15 protein-coding genes are annotated in these 17526 nt (G+C 71.1%); 5 read left to right on the forward strand and 10 right to left on the reverse strand.

Going from position 1 to position 17526, the window contains the following annotated elements:
- Positions 1–79: 79 nt before the first annotated feature.
- Positions 80–1399: a nitrate/nitrite transporter gene (locus ACIQNU_RS41615; protein WP_401377253.1), complete on the reverse strand. Its 1320-nt coding sequence runs from the start codon at positions 1397–1399 to the stop codon at positions 80–82.
- Positions 1396–2106 (reverse strand): GntR family transcriptional regulator, encoded by a 711-nt coding sequence (locus ACIQNU_RS41620; protein ID WP_401377255.1) that lies wholly within the window; start codon positions 2104–2106, stop codon positions 1396–1398. The genes ACIQNU_RS41615 and ACIQNU_RS41620 overlap by 4 nt, the downstream gene beginning before the upstream one ends.
- A gap of 169 nt (positions 2107–2275) precedes the next feature.
- Between ACIQNU_RS41620 and ACIQNU_RS41625 the strand changes: the two genes are divergently transcribed.
- From ACIQNU_RS41625 to ACIQNU_RS41635, 3 genes are all read left to right on the forward strand, one after another.
- Positions 2276–3172: a D-alanyl-D-alanine carboxypeptidase family protein gene (locus ACIQNU_RS41625; protein WP_401377258.1), complete on the forward strand. Its 897-nt coding sequence runs from the start codon at positions 2276–2278 to the stop codon at positions 3170–3172.
- Positions 3173–3449: 277 nt separating this feature from the next.
- Positions 3450–4160 (forward strand): hypothetical protein, encoded by a 711-nt coding sequence (locus tag ACIQNU_RS41630; RefSeq protein WP_401377261.1) that lies wholly within the window; start codon positions 3450–3452, stop codon positions 4158–4160.
- Positions 4160–5482, forward strand: coding sequence for a hypothetical protein (locus ACIQNU_RS41635; RefSeq protein ID WP_401377263.1), 1323 nt, complete (start codon positions 4160–4162; stop codon positions 5480–5482). The genes ACIQNU_RS41630 and ACIQNU_RS41635 overlap by 1 nt, the downstream gene beginning before the upstream one ends.
- On the opposite strand, the gene ACIQNU_RS41640 is transcribed toward ACIQNU_RS41635, so the two are convergent.
- From ACIQNU_RS41640 to pdhA, 3 genes are read right to left on the reverse strand one after another with little or no spacing between them, the layout of a single operon-like run.
- The gene (locus ACIQNU_RS41640; protein ID WP_401377265.1) at positions 5466–6932 is read right to left on the reverse strand and encodes a dihydrolipoamide acetyltransferase family protein; all 1467 of its coding nucleotides are present in this window, start codon (positions 6930–6932) and stop codon (positions 5466–5468) included. The two genes, ACIQNU_RS41635 and ACIQNU_RS41640, sit on opposite strands and share 17 nt — an antisense overlap.
- Before the next feature lie 9 nt (positions 6933–6941).
- Positions 6942–7922 carry an alpha-ketoacid dehydrogenase subunit beta gene (locus tag ACIQNU_RS41645; protein WP_401377268.1) on the reverse strand — a complete coding sequence of 327 codons (981 nt, stop codon included), beginning with the start codon at positions 7920–7922 and terminating at the stop codon, positions 6942–6944.
- 2 nt (positions 7923–7924) lie between these two features.
- Positions 7925–9109, reverse strand: a complete 1185-nt coding sequence (gene pdhA / locus ACIQNU_RS41650) for a pyruvate dehydrogenase (acetyl-transferring) E1 component subunit alpha (protein WP_401377271.1) — start codon at positions 9107–9109, stop codon at positions 7925–7927.
- A 335-nt stretch (positions 9110–9444) separates the two neighbouring features.
- Between pdhA and ACIQNU_RS41655 the strand changes: the two genes are divergently transcribed.
- Positions 9445–10104 (forward strand): response regulator, encoded by a 660-nt coding sequence (locus ACIQNU_RS41655; protein ID WP_401377275.1) that lies wholly within the window; start codon positions 9445–9447, stop codon positions 10102–10104.
- Between the two features lie 46 nt (positions 10105–10150).
- On the opposite strand, the gene ACIQNU_RS41660 is transcribed toward ACIQNU_RS41655, so the two are convergent.
- On the reverse strand, positions 10151–11707 hold the full coding sequence (locus tag ACIQNU_RS41660; RefSeq protein ID WP_401377278.1) for a protein kinase: 1557 nt from the start codon (positions 11705–11707) through the stop codon (positions 10151–10153).
- 335 nt (positions 11708–12042) lie between these two features.
- Here ACIQNU_RS41660 and ACIQNU_RS41665 point away from each other — a divergent pair, with 335 nt between their 5' ends.
- Positions 12043–13689, forward strand: coding sequence for a protein kinase (locus tag ACIQNU_RS41665; protein ID WP_401377280.1), 1647 nt, complete (start codon positions 12043–12045; stop codon positions 13687–13689).
- Positions 13690–13800: 111 nt separating this feature from the next.
- Here ACIQNU_RS41665 and ACIQNU_RS41670 read toward each other — a convergent pair whose 3' ends face one another.
- The 4 genes from ACIQNU_RS41670 to ACIQNU_RS41685 form a co-directional block, all read right to left on the reverse strand.
- A complete protein-coding gene (locus tag ACIQNU_RS41670) occupies positions 13801–14337 on the reverse strand; it encodes a bacterial proteasome activator family protein (protein WP_401377282.1) in 537 nt (178 codons plus the stop codon).
- Positions 14338–15186: 849 nt separating this feature from the next.
- Positions 15187–15744 (reverse strand): PadR family transcriptional regulator, encoded by a 558-nt coding sequence (locus tag ACIQNU_RS41675; RefSeq protein ID WP_401377285.1) that lies wholly within the window; start codon positions 15742–15744, stop codon positions 15187–15189.
- A 60-nt stretch (positions 15745–15804) separates the two neighbouring features.
- Positions 15805–16401, reverse strand: a complete 597-nt coding sequence (locus tag ACIQNU_RS41680; RefSeq protein ID WP_401377288.1) for a hypothetical protein — start codon at positions 16399–16401, stop codon at positions 15805–15807.
- Positions 16402–16507: 106 nt separating this feature from the next.
- The gene (locus tag ACIQNU_RS41685; protein ID WP_401377290.1) at positions 16508–17488 is read right to left on the reverse strand and encodes an NAD(P)H-quinone oxidoreductase; all 981 of its coding nucleotides are present in this window, start codon (positions 17486–17488) and stop codon (positions 16508–16510) included.
- Positions 17489–17526: the final 38 nt, after the last annotated feature.

Raw genomic sequence — 17526 nt, forward strand, 5'->3', positions numbered from 1 at the left:
CGCACCTGTGCTGCTGTGGGCAATCGTGCCGCTGGGGCGGCACGGGTGGGCACAGCGGCACCCGGACGCCCGGCAACCCCTACGTCTGCGCCGGCACATGCACCGTAGTAACCCGACTCGCAACCAACCTCTCCCGCTCCCGCCGCGCAGCGCCCTTCCGCAACCGCAAAATCTGCCAAAGCCCCACCGCCTCCAACACGAACACCGCCGAGAACGCCACCCGGAACTCCCCACCGGTCACATCCAGCAGCACCCCCACCGCCAGCAGCGTCGTCATGGAGGCGACGAATCCCCCCATGTTGACGATGCCGGAGGCAGTCCCCTGCCGCTCAGGCGGATTCGCCGGCCGGGCGAAATCGAACCCGATCATGGACGCGGGCCCGCACGCCCCGAGCACGGAACACAGCACGACCAGCAACCAGAACGGCGCCCGCCCCCCGACCCCGGGGTACGAGAGAACCGCGGCCCACGTCACCGCCGTCACCGCCACCGTCCCGAGCGCCAGCGGAAGCCGCGCCGCGTGGTGCCGGGCCACCACCTGCCCGTACACCAACCCCACCACCATGTTCGACAGCACCACCAGCGTGAGCAGATCCCCCGCGGTCGCCCGTGACAGCCCCTGCGCCTCGACCAGGAACGGCAGCCCCCACAGCAGCAGGAACACCATCGCCGGGAACTGCGTGGTGAAGTGCACCCACAGCCCGAGCCGGGTCCCGGGCTCCCGCCAGGACGCGGCGATCTGCCGCCGTACGTAGGCCGCGCCCCGATGCGTCAGCGGCTCCGGCTCGTACCCCTTCGGATGGTCCTTCAGGAACACCAGCATCAGGACGAGGACGAGGACCCCGGCGAACGCGCTGCCCGCGAACGCGGTGGTCCAGCCGACGCCGTGCAGCAGTCGGGCGAGGACGAGGGTCGAGACCAGGTTGCCCGCCATGCCGACGAGACCGGCGAGCTGGGCGACGAGCGGGCCGCGCCGGGCCGGGAACCAGCGGGTGCCGAGCCGCAGCACGCTGATGAACGTCATCGCGTCACCGCACCCGAGCAGCGCGCGCGACGCCAGCGCCATGCCGTACGTGGGCGAGAACGCGAAACCGAGCTGCCCGGCCGTGAACAGGACGGCGCCGATCGTCAGCATCGTCTTCGTGCCGAGCCGGTCGACCAGGAGGCCGACGGGTATCTGCATGCCCGCGTACACGAGCAACTGGAGTATGGAGAAGGTGGACAGGGCGGAGGCGTTGACGTGGAAGCGGTCGGCGGCGTCCAGGCCTGCGACGCCCAGTGAGGTGCGGAAGATGACGGCGACGAAGTAGACGGCGACACCGACCGACCAGACCAGGACGGCGCGCCGGCCGCCCGGTGGGTCGCCGGGCAGGGCGACCGGCGGGGCCGACGCGCTCATCGGACCTCGCCCCGCGCCAGGTTGGAGAACCAGCTGACGTGCCGGTGCACGATCGCGACCGCCGCGTCGGCGTCACCGGCGCGCAGGGCGTCCAGGATCTCCTGGTGCTCGGTGAGCGTCTTGGCGATCCGGTCGGGGTGCGAGTGCAGGACGGCGACGCCCATCCGCAACTGCCGGTCGCGGAGCTGGTCGTAGAGGCGGGACAGGATGTCGTTGCCGCCGCTGCGGACGATCTCGGCGTGGAAACAGCGGTCCGTGACGGCCGCCTGGGCGAGATCACCGGCGGCGGCCTGCTCGCGCTGCTGTTCGAGCAGCTCCTCCAGGCGGGCGATCAGCAGCGGGGACGCGGGGACCGCCTTGCGGGCCGCGTGCTCCTCGACGAGCTGCCGGGTCTCGACGACGTCCGCGATCTCCTGCGCGGAGACCGGCAGGACCAGGGCGCCCTTCTTCGGGTAGAGCTTGATCAGCCCCTCCACCTCCAGGCGGAGCAGGGCCTCGCGTACGGGGGTCCGGGACACCCCGACGGCATCCGCCAACTCGCCCTCCGTGAGCAGGCTTCCGCCCTCGTAACGCCGTTCGAGAACGCCTTGCTTCACATGCACGTAGACACGGTCGGCGGCGGGCTGGGGTTTGGCGGGGCCGGGGGCGGGGGCGGTGACCGGGGTGGTGGGGAGTGCTGTCGAGGGGGCGGAGGGCGCTGAAGGCATGCACACAGCTTAGATACATCACGTACCCATGGGGAGAGCCGTCCATATCGCGGGACGGAATCACAGAAAAAAACTCCCGTCCCGTACATCCATCCCGCCCCGTCGTGAGTCATCACCAGAAGCGGCATCCCCATGTCGCTGCATTCCAGGGGCATTTGGAGCGTTCACGTTGAACACAGGAATTAAGGGCATTCGCCGCGCCACGGCCGTTACGGTGACTTTCACCGCGGGCGCCGTCCTCGTCGGCGGCGTGTTCGCCAGCGGCGCGCAGGCCGCCACCCCGGCGCCGCCCACGATCGTCGCCAAGGGCGGCTTCGTGATGAACAACGGCACGGGATCGACCCTGTTCACGAAGGCCGCGGACACCCGCCGTTCCACCGGTTCCACCACGAAGATCATGACCGCGAAGGTGGTGCTGGCGCAGCGCGGCCTCAACCTGGACTCGAAGGTCACGATCCAGAAGGCCTACAGCGACTACATCGTCTCGAAGGGCGCCTCGTCGGCCCGGCTGATCGTCGGCGACAAGGTCACCGTCCGCCAGCTCCTCTACGGGCTGATGCTGCCGTCCGGCTGCGACGCGGCGTACGCCCTCGCGGACAAGTTCGGCTCGGGCTCCACCCGGGCGGCGCGGGTGAAGTCGTTCATCGGCAAGATGAACGCCGCCGCGAAGGACCTCGGTCTGAAGAACACCCACTTCGACTCGTTCGACGGCATAGGGAATGGATCGAACTACTCGACGCCGCGTGATCTGACGAAGATCGCCAGCAGCGCGATGAAGAATTCCACGTTCCGCACGGTCGTGAAGACGACGTCGACAAAGCAGAAGGTCACCACGAAGAGTGGCGGCTACCGCTATATGAACTGGACCAACACCAACAAGCTGCTCGGCAGCTACTCCGGCGCGATCGGCGTCAAGACGGGCTCGGGCCCGGAGGCCAAGTACTGCCTGGTCTTCGCCGCCACGCGCAACGGCAAGACGGTGATCGGCACGGTCCTGGCCTCCACCTCGGAGACCAACCGGACGTCGGACGCGAAGAAGCTGATGGACTACGGCTTCAAGCGGTAACCGACGACCTTCCCAACTCACCTTGATTCAGGGCTTGTTCCGCCACCAACGGAACAAGCCCTGATCTATTCTGTGCGCGTCCGTGCACCGCGCGCCGGCCGCATCGATGACACCGGGGGATCGCATGGCCGAGGACGTGGCGTCCACCTCACCGACCACGGATCCGCCCGCGGGCGACCCGGAACCTACAACTCCGCCTGATTCTCCGGAGCCCGTTGCGCCCGGCACCCCAACCCGGCCCCCCGTCCTCACCCGCATCCGCCAGGCACACACCCGCATGGGCACGGCCAACAGGATCGCGCTCTACGCGACCGTCTGCGCGGTACTGGCGTATGTGACCCCGCTGGGGCAGAGCCTGTACGAAAAGGTGTTCCCCGATCACGCGGTGGCGCTCGTCGTGGAGCAGCAGGACAGCCCCTGCGAGGCGAGCTGGGTCCTGCTGCCGGGTGAGGAAAACCTCCGTACCGCCATGTGGGGCGACGTGCGCCGGATCAGCCGCTGGGAACGGGACGGGCGGATTGTCCACGCGAACCAGGTACTGGCCAGTGTGAGCGTGCGGGGCAACGCCGACAAAGCGGTCGTGATCCGCGACCTCACCCTCACCGTCGTCCGCCGTGACACACCGGCGCAGGGCAGCTTCTTCCGGGGCGGCGGATGCGGCGGAGGGGAGGAACCCGAGTTTCTGGTGGCGGACCTCGACACGCTGCCGCTGAACCAGGAGGTACCGGTGTCGTACCTGCGGCGCAGCCCGACCCAGAAGGCCGCTCGCGAGGCCGCGGAGGCCATGGGCAAGCCCGTCTCGCTGCCCCGCCAGGTGACCACCGACGGAACCTACTCCTTCTCCCTCGCAGGCCGGACCCAGCGGTACGACGTCGAGTGGTTTGCGACCGTGACCTGGTGGGACGGCGAAGAGGTACGGCAACAGCGCATCGACAACGACGGCAGACCGTTCCGTGTCTCGGCCGCGGGCGAAGGCACCTCCCGCTGATGACGCGTCTCGGGGCGTGGAAGCCGTCGGCGTGGAAGCCGCTCCTGGGGACATGGCCCGCCGGCGCCGTGTACGGCACGCTGCTCGCGGCGGCGGTCTGCGCGCTCCCGTTCCAGATCGACTGGGCCGAGGGTCTGGCACCGACCGACTCCGAGCAGAGCGTCCTGGTCCGGCTGCGCTACATGACGGTGTCGCCGACCCTGCTGAACGCGGAACGGTCCGGTCCGGTCGCGTACCTGCACGAGGCCCTCTGGCTGGCCCTCTTCTTGGGACTTCTGGTCGGTGCGTCGCGCGCCGTCTCCCGCCGGTCCTCCGGGGCGGAGGACCGATCGGGACTCTTCTGTCTCGCGATGGTCGCCTTCGCACCACTGGCGAATCTGCTGGTCCTGACGGCGTTGGAGCTTCCGCAGTTGGTGGCGGACCCCGTCCTGCGGGGCGATCGTGCGGCGCAGTTGCTCACCGACGCACAGGACGCCTCGCCCCACACGATCGTGCTGGCGATCTGCGGTGCGGGCGTCGCGTCCTGGCGGGCGGCGCGGATCAGGCAGCGACGGGAAGGGCGTGCCGAGGAGGGTGGGAGCGGGGAGGAAGGCGAGAGCGGCGAGGAGAGCCAGAGCGCTGGGACCGCGGCGGAGGTCACCACCCTGCGGGCGCTTCTCTGGGAGGCGCTGGCCGAAACCACCGGCCCCCGGGAAACCCTCTGGCGCAGGATCGGCGCCACCGTGCTGGCCACCGCGGGCGCCCTGGTGCTGCTTCTGCTGCTGTCGTCCGGACTCTACGAGAGCGTGCTGAGCCGACCCGCGTACGCCCTGTGCCGGGTCGGCGGCTCCGCCGAGATCTGCGCCGACCGCCTGGTGACCCTCGCCGAGGGGAGTCTGCCCAAGAACGACGTGCCCCCCAGACTGTCACCCGCCTACTGGGCCTACGCGAAGATGTACGCACTCCAGGGATACGCGGCGCTGTTCGCCTCGGTCCACTTCATGGTGCGCGCGCGACCCGGCACACGGTCGGACCGCCCTGCGGCCGTCTTCCTCGTCGCCTGGGCCGGGTACTGCGCCGGGGCCGTCCTGTACGCCCACCTCCTGGAAATGGGCGAACGGGCCGCCCTCCGCGGGTTCCTGACCTGGTCCGAAGTACCCGATCTGCTCAGCGGTCTCCTGATTCCGCCGACCGGGCTCGACCACACCCTCCTCGCCGCCCCGCTCGCGGCGGGGATCTGCGCGCTGTTCGCCTGGGGCCGCATCCGGCTACGCGACCTGGGCGCCCGCGCGGGAGACGCATCGCCCCCCGCGCAGGCTCCCGTGGTCACGCCCAGGCGATGAGCCTCTTCGGCTGTTCCAGGACCGCCGCCACGTCGGCGAGGAACTTCGAGCCCAGTTCGCCGTCGATCAGGCGGTGGTCGAAGGACAGGGCGAGTGTGGTGACCTGGCGGGGCTTGACCTTGCCCTTGTGGACCCACGGCTGCGGCTTGATCGTGCCGACCGCGAGGATCGCGGACTCGCCGGGGTTCAGGATGGGCGTGCCCGTGTCGACGCCGAAGACGCCGACATTGGTGATGGTCACCGTGCCGCCCTGCATCGCGGCCGGAGAGGTCTTGCCCTCGCGGGCCGTGCTCACCAACTCGCTCAGGGCGCGGGACAGTTCGGGCAGGTTCTTGTCGTGCGCGTCCTTGATGTTCGGTACGAGCAGACCGCGCGGGGTCGCCGCGGCGATACCCAGGTTGACGTAGTGCTTGAGGACGATCTCCTGGTTCGCCTCGTCCCACGCGGCGTTGACGTCCGGGTTCCGCTTGATCGCGACGAGCAGGGCGCGCGCGATCAGCAGCAGCGGGTTCACCCGCAGCCCCGTCATGCCGTACGTGTCGGGGTCCCGCTTCAACTCGTCGACCAGCTTCATCGTGCGGGTCACGTCCACCGTCACGAACTCCGTGACATGCGGCGCCGTGAACGCCGAGCCGACCATCGCCTGCGCGGTCGCCTTCCGGACGCCCTTGACGGGGATACGGGTCTCCCGCGCACCGACCCCGCCGACCGGTCCGGCCGCGACGACCGGAACCGGGACCTCCGTCACGGGCGCCGGGACCGGGGCCACCGGTGCCTCGGGCGCCGCCGCCGCGTGGACGTCCTCGCGCGTGATGATCCCGTCGGGTCCGGTCGGCACCACCGTGTCGAGGTCGACGCCGAGGTCCTTGGCGAGCTTGCGGACGGGGGGCTTGGCGAGCGGCCGGGTGCCGTTGCGGGAGCCGGTGGCGACGACCGCCGCCACCTCAGCCACCGGGGCGGGTGCGGCTGCCGGGGTCTCCGGGGCGGCGGCGACCGGCTTGCGGGCCCGCCGCTTGGTCGAGGACTCGGCGACCCCGTACCCCACGAGGACGGGCGTGCGCCCGGGGGGAGCCTCCGGTGCGGCGGACGGTTCCGTCCCCGCCGACGGCTCCGCGACCGCCTCCGAAGCGACCGTCTCCGAAGCGGCCGGACCCGGCGAGACCGAACCCGGCGCCACCGGACCCGCCCCACCCGCGATGTCCACCGCGATGATCACCTGTCCGACATCGACGGTCGTCCCCTCGGGGAACCGCAGCTCCCGGACCACACCGTCATACGGAATCGGCAGCTCCACCGCGGCCTTCGCCGTCTCCACCTCGCAGACGACCTGCCCGTCGGTGACCGTGTCACCTTCCTGGACGTACCACTTGAGGATCTCCGCCTCGGTGAGCCCCTCGCCCACGTCGGGCATCTTGAACTCGCGTACGGACGCGTCAGTCATCGTCGTCACGTCCTCTCCTCAGTACGCAAGCGAGCGGTCGACGGCGTCGAGCACCCGGTCGAGGCCCGGCAGATACTCGTCCTCCAGGCGCGCCGGCGGGTACGGCGCGTGATAGCCGCCGACCCGCAGCACGGGCGCCTCCAGGTGGTAGAAGCACCGCTCCGTGATCCGCGCGGCGACCTCCGCCCCCGTACCGAGGAACACCGGCGCCTCGTGCACCACGATCAGCCGCCGCGTCTTCTCGACCGACGTCTGCACCGTGTCGAAGTCGATCGGCGACATCGAGCGCAGGTCGACCACTTCGAGGGACTTGCCCTCCTCCTGCGCGGCAGCCGCGGCTTCCAGGCACACCTTCACCATCGGCCCGTACGCGGCGAGCGTCAGATCCGTGCCCTCCCGCGCCACGCGCGCCTTGTGCAGCGGCCCGGGGATGGCGTCGGGGTCGACCTCGCCCTTGTCCCAGTACCGCCGCTTCGGCTCGAAGAAGATCACCGGGTCGTCGCTCTGGATGGCCTGCTGGAGCATCCAGTACGCGTCCGACGCGTTCGAGGGCGAGACCACCTTCAACCCCGCCACATGCGCGAACAGCGCCTCCGGCGACTCCGAGTGGTGCTCGACCGCGCCGATGCCACCGCCGTACGGAATGCGGATGACGACCGGCATCTTGATCTTGCCGAGCGCCCGCGCGTGCATCTTCGCGAGCTGCGTGACGATCTGGTCGTACGCCGGGAAGACGAAGCCGTCGAACTGGATCTCCACCACCGGGCGGTACCCGCGCAGGGCGAGACCGATCGCGGTGCCGACGATGCCCGACTCGGCGAGCGGCGTGTCGATGACCCGGTCCTCACCGAAGTCCTTCTGCAGCCCGTCGGTGACCCGGAAGACACCGCCGAGCTTGCCCACGTCCTCGCCCATGACGAGGACCTTCGGGTCGGTGTCGAGCGCCCTGCGCAGCGACTCGGTGATCGCCTTGGCGAGCGGGAGCTTCTGTACGGCCATGGTCAGCGCACCTCTCCGTCCGCGAACGACGCCTGGTAGGCGGCGAACTGCGCCCGCTCCTCGTCGACGAGCGCGTGCCCGTCCGCGTACACGTTCTCGAAGATGGCCAGATGGTCCGGGTCCGGCATCGCCCGCACCACCTCACGCACCCGCTTTCCCAACGCTTCGCTCTCCGCTTCGAGTTCCGCGAAGAATCCCTCATCAGCGTGGCCTTCGGACTCCAGATACGCCTTCAGCCGCGCGATCGGGTCCTTGGCCTCCCAGGCCGCCCGCTCGTCGTCGTGGCGGTAGCGCGTCGGGTCGTCCGACGTGGTGTGCGCGCCCATCCGGTATGTGAACGCCTCGACGAGCGTCGGCCCCTCGCCCCTGCGGGCCCGCTCCAGGGCCCACTTGGTGACGGCGAGGCAGGCGAGGACGTCGTTGCCGTCGACGCGGACGCCCGGGAAGCCGTAGCCCTGCGCGCGCTGGTACAGCGGCACCCGGGTCTGCTTCTCGGTCGGCTCGGAGATCGCCCACTGGTTGTTCTGGCAGAAGAAGACGACGGGCGCGTTGTAGACGGCGGAGAACGTGAACGACTCGGCGACGTCGCCCTGGCTGGAGGCGCCGTCCCCGAAGTACGCGATGACGGCCGAGTCGGCGCCGTCCTTGGTGATGCCCATCGCGTAGCCGGTGGCGTGCAGCGTCTGCGAGCCGATGACGATCGTGTACAGGTGGAAGTTGTTGGTGTTGGGGTCCCAGCCGCCGTTGTTCACGCCGCGGAACATGCCGAGGAGGTTCGTCGGGTCGACCCCGCGGCACCAGGCGACGCCGTGCTCACGGTAGGTCGGGAAGACGTAGTCGTCCTCGCGGGTCGCACGGCCCGAGCCGATCTGCGCGGCCTCCTGGCCGAGCAGCGACGCCCACAGGCCCAGCTCGCCCTGGCGCTGGAGGCTGGTGGCCTCGGCGTCGAAGCGGCGGGTGAGGACCATGTCCCGGTAGAGCCCGCGCAGCTCGTCGGGCGTGATGTCCTCGACATACGCGGCGTACTCGGCGATCTCCGGGTGGTCCGCGACCTTGACCCGCTGCCCCTCGGGGGTCAGCAACTGCACGAGGTCGGGCTGCCCGCCCGGTGGCTTCTGCGCGCCCGGCGGCTTCTTCGCAGCGGTGCGCTTGCGCGGCTTGCGCGCGGCAGTGCTCTCCACGGTCACGTGTGCTCCTCCGTCGGTCCGGCCCCCGGGGTCACCGGGAACCAGTGCGGCTCGCCTGGTTCCTCACCGGTGCACGGGGTGGGTGCGACCGGAGCCGGAACAGGCGTGACAGGTGCCCCGGCGAGCACCCTGCAAGAGGCACGTTACCCAGTGCTACGCCCCTCGGCGAAACCCCACTTGACCTGCAATTTTGCTTGGATTTCCAAGTAAATCACCCGTCGGCGGAACATGCCCTGGTCACAGCACCGGACAGCGCCTTCGCAGGCGGCCGGAACAGCCGAACGTTATCCCGCGGATGCCGGGCAGCGGAAGAGATCGTGTGTGAGACTGAATCCGTGCGTGAAGACGGAAAAATCACGGTATTTCTTCTCGACGATCATGAAGTCGTACGTCGCGGTGTCCGCGAGATGCTGTCCGTGGAGGAGGACATCGAGGTCGTCGGCGAGGCCGGTACCGCGGCCGAGGCCCTGGTCCGCATCCCCGCGACCCGCCCCGACGTGGCCGTGCTCGACGTGCGCCTGCCGGACGGCAGCGGCGTCGAGGTGTGCCGCGAGATCCGCTCGCAGGACGATTCCGTCAAGTGCCTGATGCTGACGTCGTTCGCCGACGACGAGGCCCTGTTCGACGCCGTCATGGCGGGCGCGTCCGGCTATGTACTCAAGGCGATCCGCGGCAATGAACTGCTGTCGGCGGTACGGGACGTCGCCGCCGGGAAGACCCTGCTCGACCCGGTGGCCACCGCGCGCGTCCTGGAGCGGCTGCGGGACGGCGGCCGGTCGCCGGGCGACGACCGGATGGCGAACCTCACCGAGCAGGAGCGCAAGATCCTCGACCTGATCGGCGAGGGCCTCACCAACCGGGTGATCGGCGAGCGGCTGCACCTCGCCGAGAAGACGATCAAGAACTATGTGTCCAGCCTGCTGTCCAAGCTGGGCATGGAGCGCCGCTCGCAGGCGGCGGCGTACGTGGCCCGGATGCAGGCCGAGAAGCGCTAGGGGAAGCCCTCTGGCCCCGGCCGTCCGGGTCAGCCGGCCGTCCGGGTCAGCCGCCGACCGGTCCCGCCGGGTCGCCGCCGGGCGATTCGCCGCCCGTCGGCGGGGTCGCCGGGTTGGACGGCGGGTCCGACGTCGGGTCCGTCGGCTCCTCGCTCTTGGTCGGCGTCTCCTTCGTCGGCTCGTTGGTCGGCTTCTCGCTGGGCTTCTCCGACGGCGTCGTGTCACCGGTCGGCGGCCTCTCGGACGGGGTCCAGCCGCCGCCGTTGCCCGCTGTCGTCCCCGAGTCCGTCGACTGGTCCTTGCTCGGCTCGTCCGCACTCTTCGACGGCTCGTCCGCGCTCTTCGACGTGGTGGTGTTCGGCTTGTTGGTGTCCGGCGGACTCTCGTCGCCCCCGGCGCCGCGTACCGCGAGAGCCACACCCACCGCGATCGCGATCACCGCGAACACGGCGAGGATCCACAGCTTGCCGCGGCCCTTGCCGCCGCCGCCGGGCCGCCCGGGGTCGAAGCCGCCGTCGTCGCCGCCCGGCCGGCGCAGCATCGGCTGCGGGATCTGCGCGGTGCCCGAGTCGGGGTGCGGCAGCGCGGCGGTGCCCGCGACGCCCATCGCCGGGGTGTTGCCACCCTCGTGCATGTCGACGGGTCCGGTGTTCCACGTACCGGTGTGCCCGCCCTGCTCGTACAGCATCTGCAGGCTGTACTGGACCAGGCCGCGCATCTCCTCGGCGGTCTGGAACCGGTCGTCCGGGTCCTTCGCGAGGGAGCGCATGACCAGGCCGTCCAGCTCCGGCGGCACCCCGTCCGACGCCTCCGACGGCGGTACGGGGATGTCCTGCACATGCTGGTAGACCACGGACAGCGGGGTCTCACCGGTGAACGGCGGGCGCAGCGCGAGGAGTTCGTAGAGCATGCAGCCCGTCGCGTACAGGTCGGACCGGTGGTCGACCGTCTTGCCGAGCGCCTGCTCGGGCGACAGATACTGCGGGGTGCCCATGACCATGCCGGTCTGCGTCATCGTGGACTGCGCGCCGTGCAGGGCGCGCGCGATGCCGAAGTCCATGACCTTCACGGCGCCGGTGTGGGTGATGATGACGTTCGCCGGCTTGATGTCACGGTGCACGATGCCGTGCTGATGCGAATAGGCGAGGGCCTCCAGGACACCGGCGACGATGATCAGCGCCTGCTCGGGGCCCGGCGCCTCCGCGTTGATCAGCAGATCGCGGATCGTCCTGCCCTCGACGATCTCCATCACGATGTACGGGACCGTCTGGTGCCCGACGATGTCCTCACCGGAGTCGTACACCGCCACGACCGCGTGGTGGTTCAGGCCCGCGACCGACTGCGCCTCACGGGTGAAGCGGGCCTTGGACACCGGGTCCTCGGCGAGGTCGGAGCGGAGCAGCTTCACGGCGACCGTGCGGCCCAGGCGCACGTCCTCGGCCGCGAACACCTCGGCCATACCGCCCCGGCCGAGCCTGCGGGTCAGCCGGTACCGGCCGTCGCCGACGAGCCCGCCGTTCCCCCACATCTCCGGCGCGTCCGACATACCGCCGCCAGCCGGCTCGGGGTCGGACGGGCCCTGAGCGCGCTGCGTCTGTGCCATCGGTCCTCGCCGTCGTTTCTGTCCCGCCGCCTCGGAGCTACGCGCGGTGGTTGTTACGGTCTCCGTCGGGCCACGCTACAGCCTCCGCGTGACGCGCCGTTCCGGGATGGACCGGCCATCAAACCCGCAGCGGGTGCGCCCGTGCAAATCCTGTGTGCCGCCCGTAGGGCGGCTGTAACGCTTACGCGACGCTTCTTTCGCGTACGGTCACGGAACGGGCACCGAGCTTGACGTGTCTGCGCCCTCCGGCAGACTTGGCCGGGAATGGGACAGTCGATCACGACCGCGGGAGCCAGTCAGCTGCTACCGCCCGCGCCAATGGGGGACGCAGAAACATGAGCCAGGACGGCGGACAGGGGCGGTACGCGGGGCGTTCGGTGGCCGGCGGACGCTATCAACTGCGCGATCTGCTCGGCGAGGGCGGAATGGCCTCGGTCCATCTCGCGTACGACGCGGTGCTCGACCGGCAAGTCGCGATCAAGACACTCCACACCGAGCTGGGCCGTGAGCCCGCGTTCCGTGAGCGGTTCCGCCGCGAGGCCCAGTCGGTGGCGAAGCTCACGCACACCAACATCGTCTCGGTCTTCGACACCGGCGAGGACGAGCTGGACGGCTCGGCGACCCCGTACATCGTCATGGAGTACATCGAGGGCCGTCCGCTGGGGTCGGTGCTCGACGCGGACATGGCGCAGTTCGGCGCGATGCCGACCGACAAGGCGCTGAAGATCACGGCGGATGTGCTGGCCGCGCTGGAGATCAGCCACGAGATGGGCCTGGTCCACCGGGACATCAAGCCGGGCAACGTGATGATGACCAAGCGCAATGTCGTCAAGGTCATGGACTTCGGCATCGCGCGCGCCATGCAGTCCGGCGTCACCTCCATGACGCAGACCGGCATGGTCGTCGGCACCCCGCAGTACCTCTCGCCCGAGCAGGCGCTCGGCCGGGGCGTGGACGCCCGCTCCGACCTGTACTCGGTCGGCATCATGCTGTTCCAACTGGTCACCGGGCGGCTCCCGTTCGAGGCGGACTCGCCGCTGGCCATCGCGTACGCGCATGTCCAGGAGGAGCCGGTCGCTCCGTCGTCCATCAACCGCTCGGTGCCGCCGGCGGTGGACGCGCTGGTCGCCCGCGCGCTGAAGAAGAACCCGAACGAGCGCTTCCCCAGCGCCGAGACGATGCGCGACGAGTGCCTGCGGGTCGCCCAGTCGCTCCAGTCGGTCGCGCCGAGCATCGTGCCGGGGGCGCAGACGTCGAGCGGTGCGGGCGTCGGGTCCTCGGTGTTCCCGCCGATCGACCAGTCCACGCCGGCGCCCCCGGGCAATGTGCACACGCCCTACCAGCCGGGTGCGTACGGTCCGCCGACGCCGGCCCAGAATCCGACGCCGGGGTACGGGTATCCGCAGCAGGGCGGGTACCCGACGCCGGTCGCCCCGGCCGGGTATCAGCAGCAGGGCTCGTCGACTCCGCCGCCGTACACGATCGCGCCGCAGCAGACGGGTGGGCCCGGCGGGGGTGTCGGGGGCGGTGGCGGCCGGCGGAACATGCCGGTGATCGTGGGCTCGATCGTGGTCGCCCTGCTCGCCGTCGGCGGCCTGATCCTCGCGCTCTCGCTGAACGGCGATGACAAGAAGGGCGGCGGCGACCAGGCCGACGATTCGAAGTCCCCGTCGGCGACCGCCGTCCCCGGCCACCGGGGGCCCGACACGACGAAGACCATCGAGAAGACGGAGTGCACGGAGCCGCAGACGTCGTACAACGACGAGAACAAGATCAAGGTGCCGAACTTCGTCCTCAAGAACATGGACTCCGTGAAGGCGTGCCTCCAGGCCGCCGGATGGGGGTACGACCAGAAGGACACGGACGAGAACACCTACGGCGAGGGGACCGTCATGGAGCAGTTCCCGGCGCCCGGGACGGATGTCGACCCCAAGGACAAGCCGGACCTTCAGCTGAAGGTGTCCACCGGCAACCCGTCCTGAACCCGTCCTGAACGGCCCGTAAGGGGGCCCGGCACGCGAGCTGCGTGCCGGGCCCTTTCCCGTATGTCCGTACGGTCGGCTGCGGGGCTGCGGGGTGAGGGGTGTCGCGGGCTACAGGTAGGGGCCTCCGGTACGGCCGCCGGGGTGGCCCATCTCCTCTTCGCCGCCGACACCGGGCGGCAGGGCGCGCCGCATCTGCTCCAGCTGGGCCCGTGCCGCCATCTGCTGCGCGAACAGGGTGGTCTGGATCCCGTGGAACAGGCCCTCCAGCCAGCCGACCAACTGGGCCTGCGCGATCCGCAGTTCCGCGTCGCTCGGCGTCGCCTCGTCGGTGAACGGGAGGGACAGCCGCTCCAGCTCGTCCACCAGCTCGGGCGCGAGACCGTCCTCCAGCTCCTTCACGGAACTCGCGTGGATCTCCTTGAGGCGCTGCCTGCTCGCTTCGTCGAGAGGAGCGGCCCGCACCTCTTCGAGCAGCTGCTTGATCATGCTGCCGATCCGCATGACCTTGGCGGGCTGCTCCACCATCTCCGTCACGGGCACCTCGCGGGAGTCCTCGTCTCCGCCGCCACCCAGCGCCATCCCGTCCTGGCCCACCACCAGGACCTGGGGGCTCTCGGGCGACCTTTCGTTCCTCGGCATGTCCATGGAGCCATTGTCTCCCACGGGCGGGGTTCCGTCGGGGCGGGGTTCGGTCGGCCTGGGGGCGGTCGGGGCGGGGTGGGTCGGGGCGGGGGTCCGCCGGGGGGCCGGGGGCGGGCGGGGGGCCGGGGTCGGGCGGGGGGCCGGGGTCGGGCGGGGGGCCGGGGTCGGGCGGGGGGCCGGGGTCGGGCGGGGCGGGCGGTCCGCCGGAGCGGGCGGGTCCGTCGGGGGGCCGGGGTCGGGCGGGGCGGGCGGTCCGCCGGAGCGGGCGGGTCCCTCGGAGCGGGCGGGTTCGGTCGGGGCGGGCGGTCCGGTCGGGGCGGGCCGGTTTCGCCGGGGGGCCGGGTTCCGTCGGGGCGGTGCGTCCGCCGGAGCGCGCGCTGCTGGTCCCTCGAAGCAGGCGGGTCCGGTCGGGGGGCCGGGTTCCGTCGGGGCGGTGCGTCCGCCGGAGCAGGCGTCCCGGTCGGAACAGGCAGTCCGGTCGGGGCGGGCCGATTTCGCCGGGGGCCGGGTTCCGTCGGGACGGTGGGTCCGCCGGAGCGCGCGCTGCTGGTCCCTCGAAGCAGGCGGGTCCGGTCGGGGGTCCGGGTTCCGTCGGGGCGGTGCGTCCGCCGAAGCAGGCGATCCGGTCGGGGCGGGCGGTCCGGTCGGGGTGGGCCGGGTTCGCCGGGGGCCGGGTTCCGTCGGGACGGTGGGTCCGCCGGAGCGCGCGCTGCTGGTCCCTCGAAGCAGGCGGGTCCGGTCGGGGCGGGCGGGTCCACCGGAGCGGGCGGGGTTCGCCGGAGCGCGCAGGATTCGCCGGAGCGCGCGGGTCCGGTCTGGGCGGGCGGGTTCGCCGGAGCGGGCGGGGGTTCGTCAGGCCGGAGGCTGCGTGGCTGCTGCCTCCGCCAGGCGTACGAGGCGTGACTCGCAGTGGTCCAGCCAGCGGACCTCCGCCTCCGCGCGGAACACCAGCTGCTCCAGGACCAGCAGCCGCGCCACCTCGTCCCGGTGCGAGGGTCCCGCCGCCATCGCCTGGGCCCGCTGCCGGGTGTGCTCGCGCAGTATCTCCAGGGCATGCCGCCGCTGCCCCTCGATCACGGCCCTGATGTCCACGCCCGGCACGCCCATGGCCATCACCAGCTTGATCGCCAGCTCGTCGCGCGGCGGGCTCTCCCGGTCCACGGGCCGCTCGAACCAGTCCCTCAGCTCGGCCCGCCCCACGTCGGTCAGCGCGTACAGGATCCGCCCCGACGCGTCCCCGCCGCGCTGCTCGACCATGCCGTCCCGTTCCAGACGGCCGAGGGTCGTGTAGACCTGCCCGACATTGAGGGGCCAGGTGGTACCCGTACGCTCCTCGAACTCGGACCGCAGCCGTGAACCGTAGCGCGGGCCGGGTTCGAGGAGGGCGAGCAGGCCATGGCGTATCGACATAGTCCGTAGACATACCTGGTGAGGGGCGCGGAGGCCAAGAAGACCTCGTCGGCGGGGTCGTCAGTCGCGGCGCAGCCGCACCGCGAGGAAGGCCAGGCCCAGACCCATCAGAACGAGACCGGCACCGAGCGGCAGGATCCGGAAGTACCGCCCGTACGGCTGGACCACGGGCGCCCGCGCGCCTTGCGGGGCGTTGTCCACCACGGGATCGATGTGGACCGAGGGCGCGGGGGGCGCGGGGGGCTCGGCGGTCGTGGAGGTCGTCGCGGAAGGTGAGAGGGGTGAGGGGGGTGACTGGGGCGTGGGAGTGGCCCAGGGCAGCGGCAGGGTGCCGGTGTCGCTGTCGCCGGTGTCGCTGCCGGCGTCCGTGTCGTCCGCCGGTGAGGGGTCCGGGCGGCCGGGGCGCTCGCGGCCCTCGGCGGGGCCGGTGCCCGCGCGGGATCTCTCGGGTACGGGGGTGGCCGCGGGGCCCGGTCCGGGTGCGGGGCGCTCGGCGCGGGCCAGGGGCCCGGATGCGTGGGCCGGCGCTTCCCCGGCGAGGGGGACCAGGATCAGCAGCGCCGTAAGCAGTCCGGTCGTCGCACCGTGACCGCGAAGCCGTGGATACACGCCGGTGACCGCCCTCCGGGTCGAGCCGATCCGCGGGAACCTGTGCATCCAGCGTCACACGCTGTCACACATCCGGCATCTCGACCACGCCCCGACCGACGTACCGAAGGCCCGCCCGGAGAGGGTCGGCGGTCGTGCGACCCCGTACGGGCACCTACTCCCGTACCAACAGCACCTTGCCGACGTGGCCGCTCTCCTCCAGGACCCGGTGCCCGGCGGCGGCGTCCCGCAGCGGAAGCGTACGGTCCACGACGGGACGGACCTGCCCGGCGGCGATCAGCGGCCACACATGCTCCCGTACGGCCGCGACGATCGCCGTCTTCTCGGCGACCGGGCGGGCCCGCAGCGAGGTCGCGGTCACGGCGCCGCGCTTGCCGAGGAGCGTCGCGATGTTCAGTTCGCCCTTGACGCCGCCCTGCATCCCGATGATCGCGAGCCGCCCATTGACGGCGAGGGCCTGAATGTTCCGGTCGAGATACTTCGCGCCCATGATGTCGAGGATCACATCCGCGCCCGCACCGTCCGTGGCCGCGCGGATCTCGTCGACGAAGTCCTGCTCGCGGTAGTCGATGAGAATGTCCGCGCCGAGTTCGGCACAGCGCTGGAGCTTCTCCTTGCCCCCCGCCGTGACGGCGACCTTGGCCCCGACGGCCTTCGCGAGCTGGATCGCCATGGTCCCGATACCGCTGGCGCCCCCGTGCACGAGCAGCGTCTCGCCGGGGCGCAGATGGGCGATCATGAACACGTTCGACCAGACGGTGCAGGTCACTTCGGGCAGCGCCGCCGCCTCGACAAGACCGACCCCGTCGGGAACGGGCAGCAGTTGACCGACGGGGACGGCGACCTTCTCCGCATAGCCGCCGCCGGCGAGCAGCGCGCACACCTCGTCGCCGACCGCCCAGCCGGACACATGGGGGCCGAGCGCGGCGATACGGCCCGCACACTCCAGGCCGGGGTACGGGGACGCGCCCGGTGGGGGGTTGTAGAAGCCCTGGCGCTGGAGGATGTCCGCGCGGTTGACGGCGCCGGCCGCCACCTCGATCAGGACCTCACCCTCGGCGGGAACGGGATCGGGGACCTCCACCCACACAAGTGCCTCGGGTCCACCGGGTTCGGAGACGGTGATCGCATACATGTGCCGAGGCTACTCCGTACCCCTGTGAAGTTCCCTCG

This window comes from Streptomyces sp. NPDC091292 (genome assembly GCF_044757265.1).
Classification (GTDB): Bacteria; Actinomycetota; Actinomycetes; order Streptomycetales; family Streptomycetaceae; genus Streptomyces.